Genomic DNA, 13,406 nt, shown 5'->3' on the forward strand with positions numbered 1-13,406 from the left:
CGGGACGTGCGTCACGCGCCCGCCTTCACCGCAAAGCCCCATGCCGCATCCGCCAGCGCGTGCACCTTGGCGACCGTCGCCTCGGCCTGCGCGCTCGACGCGGTGCCGTCGATGATCCGCTTCTTGATCCCCTGGACGATCCCGGTGAGCCGGAAGAGGTTATAGGCGAAATACCAGTTCAGATCGGGGACGCCGTCCCGCCCGGTCGCAGCGCAATAGCGCGCGACGACCTGCTCGATCGTCGGAATCCCGGTCTCCGGACCGGTCAGGCCGAGCACCCCCGACCGGCCTTCGGGTTCGGTCACCCAACTCATCAGCATGTAAGAAAAGTCGGCGAGCGGATCGCCGAGCGTCGACAATTCCCAGTCGAGCACCGCGATCACCTTCGCGCCCGCGCCGTCCGTCGCATGGGCGAAGATCATGTTGTCGATACGATAGTCGCCGTGGACGATCGACGTTCGCGTCTGGTCGGGCAAGGTCCGTGGCAACCAGTCGATCAGCCGCTCGACCGATTCCATCCGCTCGGTCTCCGCCGCGCGATATTGCTTGGTCCAGCGCCCTACCTGCCGCTCGAAATAATTGCCGGGCTTGCCATAGGATGCGAGCCCCGCCGCCGCGTAATCGGTGTTGTGAAGCGCAGCGAGCGCGTCGATCATCGCGTCATAATGCGCGCGGCGTTCGGCGGGCGTTGCACCCGGCATCGCGCCGTCCCAGATCGTCCGACCCTCGACCATTTCCATCACATAGAATGGCGCGCCGATGACGTCGGGATCCTCGCACAGCCCGTACGGCCGGGGAACGGGAAAGCCCGTCGGATGAAGCCCGGCGATCACCGCATATTCGCGCTCGACCGCATGCGCCGAGGGCAGGATCGGCCCGAACGGCTTGCGGCGCAGGACATAGGCGCGCGCCGGTGTGTCGAGCCGATAGGTCGGATTCGACTGGCCGCCGGCGAATTTGGCATAGGTGAGCGGCCCGGCAAAGCCTTCGACAGCCTCCGTCATCCATGCCGTCAACCGGTCGAGATCGAGCCGGTCCCGCTCGCCGACCGGGATCGTACCGACCATCGTGCTGGCTGCGTCGCCGCTCATGAAAAGGTGATCACGCTGCGCGTCGTGTCGCCGCGACGCAGTTCGTCGAATGCATCGTTGATCCGTTCGAGCGGCATGCGGTCCGCGATGATCGTGTCGAGATCGAGCAGCCCGCGCATGTAGAAATCGACGAGCCGCGGGATGTCGACCGGGAACCGGTTCGACCCCATGAACCCGCCCTGCAGCCGCTTGCCCGACAACAGGTCCATCGCCGACAGCCCGACCTTCTCGCCCAGCGGCATCATCCCGAGGATCGTCGCGGTCCCGCCGCGCCGCAGCACCTTGACCGCGGTCGCCGCCGATTGCGTCCGGCCGACCGCCTCGATCGCATGGTGGACGCCGCCCCTGGTCAGGGCGACGACCTCGTCCGCGGCAGTCTCGGACAACGCATCGAAGCTGTGCGTGGCGCCGAGCTTCTCCGCCATCGCGCGCTTCTCCGGCACCGGATCGAGCGCGATGATCTTGCCCGCGCCCGCGATCTTCGCGGCATTCACCGCCGCCAGCCCGATCCCGCCGCACCCGACCACGCACACCGTCTCGCCCGGCGTCACGTCGGTCGTGTTGAACACCGCGCCTGCCCCGGTCGTGATCGCGCAGCCGAGCAGCGCCGCACGGTCCATCGGCATGTCGCGGTCGATCGCGACGCAGGCGTGTTCGTGCACCAGCATCATCTCGGCATAGGCGCTCAGGTTCAGCATCTGCGCGATCGGCCGGTCACCCAGCATCAGCCGCGGCGGCGCGCCCTTCGGACGCCGCACCGAGCTGTCGACGCAGAGCGCCATCCGGCCGGTCACGCAGAACTCACAGTGGCCGCAAAACGCCGACAGGCAGGTGACGACATGGTCGCCGACCTTGACCATGGCGACCTCGTCACCGACCGCCTCGACCACGCCACACGCCTCGTGACCCGGAATGGTCGGCATCGCATGCGGATAGGCGCCGTCGACGAAGTGCAGGTCGGAGCGACACACCCCGACCGCGACGGTACGGATCAGCACCTCGCGCGGACCGGGCTTCGAGACGGTAACGTCCTCGATGCTGAGCGGCGTATTGGCTTCGAAAAGGACTGCGGCTTTCATGGGTGGTCTGGCTCCAGATTTGGCGGGCGCGCAATCAAAAATGCCGTTCGTCCCGAGCGAAGTCGAAGGACTGGCTCGTTCGGGGCATGTCCTTCGACTGCGCTCAGGACGAACGGGACAGGGTCAGCGGCTCACCCCGACATCCCCGCTCGACACGCCGCCTTTGCGAAAGTCCCCGTATTTGCCGAACTCGTTGCGCGCGATCGACCGGTTGTGGACCTCGTCGGGACCATCGGCGAAGCGCAGCGTCCGCATTGCCGCCCAGTCGTGCGCGAGCCGGAAATCGTCCGACACGCCGCCGCCGCCATGCGCCTGGATCGCATCGTCGAGGATCCTCAGCGCCATGTTCGGCGCGGCGACCTTGATCATCGAGATCTCGATCTGCGCGGATTTGTTGCCGGCCTTGTCCATCATGTCCGCGGCCTTCAGGCACAGCAGCCGCGTCATCTCGATATCGATCCGCGCGGTCGCGATCCGCTCCTCCCAGACCGAGAAGTCGGCGATCCGCTTGCCGAACGCGACACGGCTCAGCAGCCGCTTCGCCATCGCCTCGATCGCGGTCTCCGCGACGCCGATCGTCCGCATGCAATGGTGGATGCGGCCCGGCCCGAGCCGCCCCTGCGCGATCTCGAACCCGCGCCCTTCGCCCAGCAGCACGTTCTCGACCGGCACGCGGACATTCTCGAGCACGACCTCGCCATGCCCGTGCGGCGCGTGGTCATAGCCATAGACGGACAGCATCCGCTTGATCGTCACGCCGGGCGTGTCCATCGGCACCAGGATCTGGCTCTGCTGCTGATGCCGCGATCCCTCGAAGCTCGTCTTGCCCATGACGATCGCGATCTTGCAGCGCGGATCGCCGACCCCCGACGACCACCATTTCGTCCCGTTGATCACATAATGATCGCCGTCGCGGACCATCGACGTCTCGATATTGGTCGCATCCGACGACGCCACCGCAGGCTCGGTCATCAAAAAGGCGGACCGGACCTCACCGCGCATCAGTGGACCGAGCCACGTTTCCTTCTGCTCGCGCGTGCCATAGCGGTGGAATACCTCCATATTGCCTGTATCGGGCGCCGAGCAGTTGAAACATTCGCTCGCCCAGCTGACCTTGCCCATCTCCTCGGCGCATAACGCATATTCAAGATTGGTCAGCTGCGTCCCCTCGAACACGAAGCTGTCATCGACGTGAGTCTGCCCGGAATGGGGGGGCATGAAGAAATTCCACAGCCCAGCGGCCTTGGCCTTTTCCTTCATCTCCTCAATCACCGGAATCACCTTCCAGCGCTCGCCATGGTGGGCCTGCGCGTCGTAATCGGCCTGACGCGGGCGGATATTCTGGTCGATGAAGTCGCGCACGCGATCTCGGAAATAGGTCTGTCGGTCGCTGAAGCTGAAATCCATGCGGGCTCTCCATCGGTCCACGGTCTGGCGGTCGATTAGACCATACCGCGTATTCGGTAAAGCATCCCGGAGCCTGCCGAAAGCCGGTTTTCCACTCGGCCACGAAAGCGCCTAAAAAGCACTGTAACTTCAAATCGAAGCTGTTAGGGTATTTTGATGAAGGTTCCGGCAGAGGCGATCGAAGACGGCGAACAGGGAACGAAGCGCTTCCGTGCCAAGCGTGACGCCATCCTCGCCGCAGCCGCAGAGGCGATCAACGAACAAAGCGCCAAGGGCATGACCTTCGCGGACGTCGCGCGGCGCGTCGGGCTCAACACGACGAGCGTTACCTATTACTTCAAGCGCAAGGAAGACCTTGCTGCTGCCGCGTTCGAGAACACGCTCGATTATCTGCTACGGATGCTCGACGAGGCGATGGTCGAACCGACCCCGCAGGCGCGCGTCGCCCGTTATCTCGCGCTCAACATGGCGCGGCTTGGCCGGATCCAGCGCGGCGAGGAGAAGGCGTTCGCGGTCCTGTCCGATCTGCGCGCCACTGAGGATCCGATCCGCAGCCGGCTGATGAACGGCTGGCGCGAGGTTTTCCGCCGCACCCGCCTTCTCTGGGGCCCGTCGACCGGCCGCGCACAGACCGACATTCAGAGCGCGCGCGCCCACGTCCTGCTCGAAAATACCTTCTGGTTGCCGATCTGGCTGACGCGCTACGAGCCCGACCAATATGCCCGTGTCGAGGCGCGGTTGATGGATGTGTTCGCGCACGGCATCGCAGGACCCGGTGCGCGCTGGGCACCGACGCTGCTCGACCTCAGCCATGACGATGCCGAGCCGGGGCGCGAGGCTTTCCTGCTGGCTGCGACGCGGCTGATCAACGAACTCGGCTATCGCGGCGCATCGGTGCAGAAGATCGCGTCCGAACTGAACGTCACCAAGGGCAGCTTCTATCACCATCTCGATGCGAAGGACGATCTGGTCATCGCCTGCTATCGCCGCAGCTTCGACACGATCGCCGATGCGCAGGGCCGCGGTGAGGCCGAGGGCGGCAGCTATTGGCACAAGCTGTCGAGCACCGTCGCGACTTTGCTCGACGTCCAGTTCGCCGAGCGCGGTCCGCTGCTCCGCACGACGGCGCTCAGCGGCCTGCCGCCGAGCGTTCGCGACGCGATGGTCGAGCGCTCGAACGGGATCGCGCGGCGCTATGCGGGGATGATGATGGACGGGATCGGCGAGGGCTCGATCCGCGCGGTCGATGCGCTGATCGCCGCACAGGCGCTGATGGCGGTCCAGAATGCCGCCTTCGACATGCGCAAATGGGCGTCGACCATGCCGCGCGAGCGGGCTGTGGCGATGTACGCCTCGACACTGATGTACGGCTTGTTCGACGATTGATCGGCAGAGGGGCGGCGGGGACCGGCACAGGCTGACTGCCGCGCCGGTCCCCGCCCCCGGCGTCTCAGGCGGTCGCGAGCGCGGCCTGATCTTCGGCACGCTTGAGCAGCACGCCCGCACGCCAATAGTGATAGAGCGCCCAGGGCGTCATCATCACGATGATCACCAACGCATAGCGTAGTGATTCCTCGCCAAAGGTCGGCTTCAACAGGTCGCTCAGCCAGCCGACCATCGTCGGGCCGAGGCCGAGGCCGATCAGGTTGATGACCAGCAACGTGATCGCCGCCCACATCGCACGCGTCTTCAGCGGCGCGAGATGCTGGATCAGTGCGAAACTCGGCCCCAGGTACGAATTGGCGAAGATCAGGTAGACGAAATAGCTGCCGATCGCGATTGCCGGCACGTCGATCAGGTAGAAGGCCAGCGCGAAGGGCAGCGACAGCCCCTTCATGACGAGCACGACCCAGCTCTGCACGTGAAGGCCGTGGCGCTTGGCGAGCACATCGGCGATCTTACCGCCGGCGAGCGCCGAGATTGCCCCGAACAGCGCCCCCGGCAGCGCGATGTAGCGCGACACGTCGAGCATCGAGATGCCCAGCGATCGCTGCATAAAGCTCGGCCCCCACCCCGTCAGCGCGTACCCGATCATCGAGGTCAGGGTCACGCCGACGACGAGATGCCGCGCGGGCGCGCTCGCCCACATCGAGGCAAAGCCCTGTGCGACGCTCGGCATCGGCGCCGGCGCGGCGACCGGGCCGGCGTCGGACAGGCCGCGACGGGGCTCGACCATGAACAGCCGGACGAGCACCGCCAGCGCGATACCGGGCAGTCCGACGGTCATCATCGCCACCCGCCAGCCATAGCTGTGCGCGACGACGCCACCGATCAGCGTCCCGAACCCCGCCCCCAGCACCACGCCGAGCGAATAGACCGCCATCGCGCCCGCACGCTTTTCGGGGGGATAGAGATCGGCGATGATCGAATGGCTCGGCGGGCTGGATCCGGCCTCGCCGATCCCGACGCCGATGCGGAACAGCATGAGTTGCGTGAAGTTTTGCGCCAGACCGCACATCGCGGTCATCGCGCTCCAGATCGTCAGGCTCACCGCGATGATGTTGCGGCGGCTCGTCCGGTCCGCCAGTCGCGCGACCGGAATGCCGAGCGTCGCGTAGAAGATCGCGAACACCAGTCCCGAAAGCAGCCCAAGCTGCGTGTCGGTCAGCACGAGGTCCGCCTTGATGCGTTCGAGCAGGATCGCGAGGATCTGCCGATCCATATAGCTGAAGAAATAGGTGAGCGTGAGCAGGCTGAGCGTCAGGCCGCGGCGCTTCATGGCCAGGGAATCGGCGATGTCGGAATGCGTCTTCAACGCTGTCGCCATGGTCATCCTCTCGTATCGTTGCTGGCCTTGCGACCCTGTTGGGACCGTACCCAATCATGGAAAGCAAGGCCAGCGCCGAGAGCAATCAGAATTTTTGCGACAAACCGAGTTTTGCGGTGAACCCGAGCGGCGAGGCGGTGAACGGATCGTAATTCTGGTCCAGCCGCGCGAAGGGCGGCGCGCGATCGAAGATGTTGAGCGCGGACAGCGACACCGTCGATCCGGTCGGCAGCGCGATCCTCAGCGTGGCATCCATCGTCTTGAACGCGCCGATCTCCTTGCCACCCGTCACCGATCCACCCGCCAGCGCACCGAAGTTCGGCCCGAAGATCGCGGCGCCGCGCTGATCGGTATAGCCATCGATATAGTTGAACTGCACCCGCAGGCTGGCGACATCGTAATCACCCTGCACATACCAGTTACCCTTGATTTCGGGTACCGGATAGGCCGTCGTCTGGTAGTTGAGCAGGCCGACACCGTCGAATGCGGGCTGCACGACGATCCCCTCCACCGTCACGTCCTTGGTCTTGTAGTCGATGACATAGGTGCCGGTCGCGCCCACCGTGACGGTCGCCAGCCCTAGCTCGCCGCGGAAGCTCGCCTGGACGTCGAGACCCGAGGTCGTGACATTGGCGCTGTTGACATAGACGGTGCGCAACCGCTGGACATTGCCGACACCGCAGCCCGCACCGGTGAAGGTGAAGCGCTGCTGGAGAGCGGCAAAGGCGGCATTGCCGCAATTCGCCGCGCCGCTCGCACCGAACAATGCGTTGACGATGCCCTGTGTCGGCTCCTGCTCGATCGGCCCCTTCAGGTCGTACCGGAAATAATCGACGCTCGCATTGAACCCGCCCGCGTCGAGGATCACGCCGCCGCTATAGGTCGTCGCCTTTTCAGGCTCGAGGTCCGGATTGCCGTTGATGTCGACCGCGCGGAACGAGGTGCCGATGATCTGCAGCGCGGTCAGATTGCCTTCGAGCTGCTGCGCGGGCGGTCCGCGGAACGTCGTCCCGGCCCCGCCGCGCAACGCAAGCCACGGCGCCACCTGGATGCGCAACCGCCCCTGCGGATTGAAGGTCGACCCGACATTGCCGCCATAATCCTCATACCGCGCGGACAGCTGGGCGTTGATCGCCTCGAGGATAGGCAGCTGCAGCTCGGCGAACAGCGCCTTCACGTCGCCCACCGAGGACGCGTTCCGGTTGGTGCCGAGGAAGCCCAGCGCACCCGTCTGCGGCGTACAGGTCGCACGCGGATTGAGCGGGGTCCCCGGGCAGGGATTCACCGCAAGATTGCTGTCGGCATTATAATTCACGGCATAATAATTGCGCCGATACTGGCCGCCGATCGCAAAGCCGACATCGCCGCCGGGCAGTCGCAGCCCGGTCCGCCCGCCGAGCACGAGGTCGCCGACGAACAATTGCGTGTTGTAGACGGTGCGCGTCGTGCGGAAGAAATTGTCGACCGTCGCAATGTCGTTGACCAGCCCCGCACCGGGCGCGGTGCTGAGCCCGTTGGTGCCGCGCGACCCGGCATAATTGGGGTTCACCTGGCCCGTGACCGGGTTGGCCGCCACCGCGGTCGAGAACGGGTTGAAGAAGGTGCAGCCATTCGTTCCGGCAAGCGAAGCGATCTGCGCAGCGGTCAGCCCGGCGCGCGACGCGGTGGTCGCATAGGCGCAATTGGGACCACCAAAGCCCGCGATCGCGTTCTGCAGCAGGTCACCGAACGTGTCGGTCCCCTCATTTTCGCGGACATATTGCGAATAGGTCCCGCTCGCGGTCAGGTTGATCCGATCGGTGACCTCCCATGACAGGTCCGCGGTAAAGCGCATTTCCTCGGACTGGCGCTTGGAGAATGCCGATCCGCGGTCATTGTCCCCGCCCCGCATGACCGGATTGCCACCGAGCAGCGCCGGACGGAACAGCGAGGGGAAGGCGAGCGCGGGTGCGAGCGGCGTGCCGTTCGCGGTCAGGCAGCCCGCCGCCGCACCATAGACCTGGCAATAGTCGCGTAGTGCCGGTGCATAGGTCGGCACCTGGAAGAAGCCCGCACCGCCGCCCGCCGCATTCGCCGATGGCGGCAGCGTCGGCAGATAGGTCGGCGACGTCGTGATCCGCGTCGAGGTCGCTCCATAGAGCGCGGTCGCGGTGAACTGCAGCGAACTGGTGAGGTCGATCGCGACCTCGGCATAGGCCTGATACCGGTCCTCCGGCTCGACCAGATTGCCGAACTGGCCGTAATTGTTGAAGCATCGATCGGTCGGCACGGCGATCGTCCCGACTGCGGTCGGCGTCGGTGTCGTCGAGCCCGCGACGCTGCGGAATCCGCCGAGCGATTCACACCCCAGATCGCGAACGAAATTCACCCCGTTCGACGCGCCGTTCGCGCCATAGCCGGTGAACAGACGCCCGCTGACCGGGTCGAGAAACGGGACGGTCGCGTTGAAATCGAGGTTGCCGGGGTTGCCGCCGCCGGTCCAGCCGCCCTGGGGATTGTTGGCATAGGGCTGAATGGTGAAGTCTCGATCGGTCGTACGGAGCTCGGACCGATGCTGATAGCCGAACGACGCCAGCATCCGCACGCCGTTGCCGCTATGGCCATAGCTCATGGCCGTGCCGTAATCGCCCTTCGACCCGTCGATATAGCGGTAGTCGCCCGACACCAGGAAACCCTGCTGGTCGGTCCGTGTGATGAAATTGACCACGCCCGCGATCGCGTCCGAGCCATAGGTGGCGGCGGCGCCGTCCTTGAGCACTTCGACACGGCCGATCGCGGCCGAGGGGATCAAATTGATGTCGACGATCGGAATACCGCCGCCGACCGGCACCAGCCGCTTGCCGTTGAGCAGCACCAGCGTACGTTGCGGCCCCAGTCCGCGCAGATTGACCGACGCGACGCCCTCATTGCCCTGACTGCGGCTGTCGAACTGGTTCGCGTCGCCGGTCACGCCGTTCGAAGTCGGCAGGTTCTTGAGCAGTTCGACCGCGGTCGGCGCGCCCTGCTTCGCGAGTTCATCGCCCGAAATCACGTCGACGGGTGCGGCGGCATCCTCGGACGACCCCCGTATCAGCGAGCCGGTGACGATGATGTCGGCATTCTCTGACTGGGCGGCGGCGGCCTGCGCGGGGTTCGCTGTGACCTGCCCCGCTCCCGTCGTTCCCAATGGTTGTGGATCTCCCCCGATCTGTGCTGCCGCCGGAACGGCAAGGGCCCATGCAAGTACGAAAAACGCGGACGCGACGAAATAGCGCTGCTTGGCCACATCACTCTCCCCTGTTCGGCCGAAGCACTTTGGCCCGTACCGCATCATCGAATAGATTCTTCTACGCCTTACGCGTCAAGCGGGAAAATCGTAGCATATTGCTACTAATCCCTGCCAATACTGTCATGTAGACGGCTTTCGCCAGTTCCGGATCGGCCAGAACCATTTTTCGATCTTGCGATAATGTAGTCCCGGGGAGAGGGGCTTTGCCGCAGCGGTCCGACCTTAAGGAAACCAGCCGCCGCCGGCCTTCAAGCGCCACAGTCAGGTCACGCCGGATGATTCCGCAGAACGGGGCAGCGCACGCGGCGTCAGGCCAGGTCGCACGATGCTCGCTGATGCTGGGGTTTCAGGAAGGACGGCGGAAGGTACGGCCTTGCCGTCCTTCCGCCTTATCCCCTCTCCAAACTCGTCAAGGCGGCGAACTGTTGGACTGCCTGCCTGTCGATACCGAGCACTGCGAAAGTGCTTCAAGGCTCAACCACCCTAAGTCCGTCTCTTTCCGAAACTGAACATCAGGTATGGGCAGCTATTGGCATGATTCGCCGGGGGATGCAAAGGGAAGTTCGAGCGCCGTCGCGGATGCCGGACTAAAGTCGGGGATGCCGGCCTAAGAGCCCTCCGACCACGTCCGGCCGGTCCGGAGCACGAGGCCGGGGCCAGGACCCGGGACGCCAGCGGCGCTAGGCCTGTGCGCTCGGACGGGCCGACGCGCGGTCGTGCCAGGCCCTGAGATGCTCCAGCTCGTCCGGGATGGGAATGCCGACGAACGCGGCGAAATCGATCGTCGTCAGCAGGACGATGTCGGCAATGGTATAGCGCACTCCGTCGAGCCATTCGACGCCCGCCAGCGCAGCGTCGAACTCGGCCATGGCCGACCGGACACGCGGCCGCTGGGTTTCGCCGAATTCGGTATATTGCGGCTTCACGATCCGCGCCGTCCAGGGATGCGTATGCTGCCACACCAACGACAGCGGCGTCATCAGCCGCAGCTCGACCCGTCGCGTCCACATGTCCACCTCCGCGACATTGTGCGCGCCGTGCCCGAACAGCGGCGGGTCCGGATGCAGCGCCTCGAAATATCGACAGATCGCGACGCTCTCGGTCAGCACGCGACCATCGTCGAACGCCAGCGCAGGCGTCTGGCCATAGGGGTTCACCGCGAGGAACTGCGCCGCCTTGTGCTCCGCCTTGGGTATCGACACCTGCACCATCGGGATGCGCACCTGCTTTTCGGCGAGGAAGATCCGGACGCGACGCGGGTTGGGCGCCGGCGAGGCACTGTCGTAGAACAACATCGGCTGATCCTTTCGCGAGTCGTCTTTTCGAATATCGCGTATGGCATTCGCCGCACACTTCGCCTAGCCACGCGGATATGACGATCGCCTCCGATTTGCTCGCTACCGGCTTCGCGCCTCTGCCGGATCTCATCCGCGCCCATGCCCAAGAACGCGGATCATCGACCGCCATCGCAGATTCGCAGGGCAGTATCGACTATGCGACGCTCGACCGGACGATGGACCGCGTCGCGGCCGCGCTGCAACGCGACGGCATCGCCGCGGGACAGGCGATCGCGATCGTCGCCGCGCCGTCGACCAGCTATCTTTCTGTTTTCCTTGGCGCGGTACGGGCCGGCTGTGTCGCGACCCCGATTGCGCCGTCGGCAACCCCCTCGGCGATCGCGGCGATGATCGCGGACAGCGGCGCGCCGATCGTCGTTCTCGACGAGGCCATGGCGCAGGCTCTGGCGGACGAACGCATCACCGCGCGCATTCTGCTCATGTCGGATGCCAACCTGCCGCCTGAGGGGCCGTCCGGCGACGCCGAGCTGTTGGAGCGCTGGCTCGCGCCCGATGGCGCACGCCCCACGCCCGTGGCGATCGCGCCTGGCGATGCGTTCAACATCATCTATTCCTCGGGCACGACCGGCACGCCCAAGGGGATCGTCCAGAGCCATGCGATGCGCTGGGCGCATATCGCGCGCAACAGCGCCGCGGGGTTCGACACCGCAGTCACGATGATCGCGACGCCGCTCTATTCGAACACCACGCTCGTCAGCGTCCTGCCGACGCTCGGCTGGGGGGGCAGCGTCGTGCTGATGGGCAAGTTCGACGCGCGCGGCTATCTGACGCTCGCCGAGCGCTACCGCGCGACGCACACGATGCTCGTCCCCGTCCAGTATCAGCGGATCATGGCGCTCCCCGATTTCGACGCGTTCGACCTGTCGGCCTTCCGTTTCAAGACGAGTACCAGCGCGCCCTTCTCCGCCGCGCTGAAGGCCGACGTGGTCGCGCGCTGGCCGGGGCTGCTCGTCGAGTTCTACGGCATGACCGAAGGCGGAGCGAGCTGCGCGCTCAACGCGACCGCGCATCCGACCAAGCTGCATAGCGTGGGTCAGCCGATGCCGGGGCACGAGATCCGCCTGATCGACGACGACGGCGTCGAGGTGCCGCCGGGCGAAATGGGCGAGGTTGTCGGCCGCTCGCCCGCAATGATGAACGGCTATCACGGCCGCAGCGCTGCGACGCGCGACGCCGAATGGCATGATGCCGAGGGCAACCGCTATATCCGCCACGGCGATGTCGGTCGGTTCGACGAGGACGGCTTCCTGATCCTGATGGATCGCAAGAAGGACCTGATCATCTCGGGCGGGTTCAACATCTACCCCTCCGACCTCGAGGCGGTGCTTGGGCAGCATCCCGACGTCGCCGATTGCGCGGTCATCGGCATGCCGTCGGAGAGCTGGGGCGAGACGCCGGTTGCGATCATCGTCCCGCGCTCGCCCGCGGCGAACCCGGCTGAAATCCTGACATGGACCAACGCGCAGCTCGGCAAGACCCAGCGCCTGTCGGACATCCATCCGACCAGCGAACTCCCCCGCAGCGCGATCGGCAAGGTGCTCAAACGCGAGCTGCGCGATTCCCTGACGGGGACGGCGGCATGACCAGTCTGCGACAGGCGATCGAGGCGCTGCAGCCGATCGAGGGCGGCTGGCGCGGGACCGTGCCGGACAATTGGCTGCAGGGCCGCACCGCCTATGGCGGGTTCTCGGCCGCGCTTGCACTACATGCGGCGCAAATGTCGGACACCGACCTCCCACCGCTCCGCTCGGCGCAGGTCGCGTTCATTGGCCCGCTCTCGGGCGACATAACGATCCGCGCGACGCGGCTGAGGCGCGGCCGCAATGCCGCGTTCGTCCAGGCGGACGTCGAAAGCGCGGCGGGGCTCGGGCTGCGCGCGACCTTCGTCTTCATGGGGCCGATCGCTTCTCGCGTCGACCACCACACCGGCACCGCGCCCGCCTTCGCGGTACCCGACGCCGACACCGCGACCTATCGCGGACACAGCGCGGTCGCCTTCTCACGTAATTTCGATCTGCTCGACCGCCGCGACGACAGCGTCGGCCCCGCCGAATGGCTGCGCTGGGTCCGGCTGGCGGATCGCGACGGGCTGGATCCGATGGTCGAGCTGATCGCGGTCGCCGACTGCCTGCCACCCTCCGCGCTCAAGCTGCTCGGCGGGCCTGCGCCGCTCAGTTCGATGACCTGGCTGCTCAACATTCTCGGCCCGCAACCGGTGACGCACGATGGCTGGTGGCTGCTGCGCGCGACGACCGACTATGTCCGCGACGGCAGTTCGAGCCAGTCGATGGCAATCTGGAACGCGCAAGGCCTGCCGATCGCCGAACAGATGCAGAGCGTCGCGATCTTCGCCTGACGGCCACGTCAGGTCGGCCGCGCGCGAATGTGACGTGCACGATACAGATTGCGACAGTTTATCCGTCACCTGACAAAGCG

Annotated in this window: 9 protein-coding genes; 3 read left to right on the forward strand and 6 right to left on the reverse strand. The window is 65.7% G+C overall.

What is annotated here, in order from left to right; all coding sequences use genetic code 11:
• Positions 1-11 precede the first annotated feature (11 nt).
• The 3 genes from FHY04_RS10420 to FHY04_RS10430 all read right to left on the reverse strand — a co-directional run bounded on the left by FHY04_RS10420 (position 12) and on the right by FHY04_RS10430 (position 3,577).
• Positions 12-1,091 carry a phosphotransferase family protein gene (locus FHY04_RS10420; protein WP_183936348.1) on the reverse strand — a complete coding sequence of 360 codons (1,080 nt, stop codon included), beginning with the start codon at positions 1,089-1,091 and terminating at the stop codon, positions 12-14.
• On the reverse strand, positions 1,088-2,170 hold the full coding sequence (locus tag FHY04_RS10425; RefSeq protein WP_107045377.1) for a Zn-dependent alcohol dehydrogenase: 1,083 nt from the start codon (positions 2,168-2,170) through the stop codon (positions 1,088-1,090). Before FHY04_RS10425 ends, FHY04_RS10420 begins: the two co-directional genes overlap by 4 nt.
• Before the next feature lie 123 nt (positions 2,171-2,293).
• On the reverse strand, positions 2,294-3,577 hold the full coding sequence (locus tag FHY04_RS10430; RefSeq protein ID WP_183936349.1) for an acyl-CoA dehydrogenase family protein: 1,284 nt from the start codon (positions 3,575-3,577) through the stop codon (positions 2,294-2,296).
• A 156-nt stretch (positions 3,578-3,733) separates the two neighbouring features.
• Between FHY04_RS10430 and FHY04_RS10435 the strand changes: the two genes are divergently transcribed.
• Positions 3,734-4,963: a TetR/AcrR family transcriptional regulator gene (locus FHY04_RS10435; protein WP_056406190.1), complete on the forward strand. Its 1,230-nt coding sequence runs from the start codon at positions 3,734-3,736 to the stop codon at positions 4,961-4,963.
• A gap of 64 nt (positions 4,964-5,027) precedes the next feature.
• Here FHY04_RS10435 and FHY04_RS10440 read toward each other — a convergent pair whose 3' ends face one another.
• From FHY04_RS10440 to FHY04_RS10450, 3 genes are all read right to left on the reverse strand, one after another.
• On the reverse strand, positions 5,028-6,350 hold the full coding sequence (locus FHY04_RS10440) for an MFS transporter (protein ID WP_260171440.1): 1,323 nt from the start codon (positions 6,348-6,350) through the stop codon (positions 5,028-5,030).
• 79 nt (positions 6,351-6,429) lie between these two features.
• Positions 6,430-9,609 (reverse strand): TonB-dependent receptor domain-containing protein, encoded by a 3,180-nt coding sequence (locus FHY04_RS10445; protein ID WP_183936350.1) that lies wholly within the window; start codon positions 9,607-9,609, stop codon positions 6,430-6,432.
• Between the two features lie 683 nt (positions 9,610-10,292).
• Complete coding sequence (locus tag FHY04_RS10450) at positions 10,293-10,907, reverse strand: glutathione S-transferase family protein (protein WP_183936351.1); 615 nt, start codon at positions 10,905-10,907, stop codon at positions 10,293-10,295.
• Positions 10,908-10,984: 77 nt separating this feature from the next.
• On the opposite strand from FHY04_RS10450, the gene FHY04_RS10455 reads away from it, so the two are divergent.
• Together FHY04_RS10455 and FHY04_RS10460 are read left to right on the forward strand one after the other, a co-directional pair.
• A complete protein-coding gene (locus FHY04_RS10455) occupies positions 10,985-12,553 on the forward strand; it encodes a class I adenylate-forming enzyme family protein (RefSeq protein ID WP_183936352.1) in 1,569 nt (522 codons plus the stop codon).
• Positions 12,550-13,326: a thioesterase family protein gene (locus tag FHY04_RS10460; RefSeq protein ID WP_183936353.1), complete on the forward strand. Its 777-nt coding sequence runs from the start codon at positions 12,550-12,552 to the stop codon at positions 13,324-13,326. The genes FHY04_RS10455 and FHY04_RS10460 overlap by 4 nt, the downstream gene beginning before the upstream one ends.
• Positions 13,327-13,406: the final 80 nt, after the last annotated feature.

The organism is Sphingomonas sp. BK481 (assembly GCF_014194875.1).
GTDB lineage: Bacteria > Pseudomonadota > Alphaproteobacteria > Sphingomonadales > Sphingomonadaceae > Sphingomonas > Sphingomonas aerolata.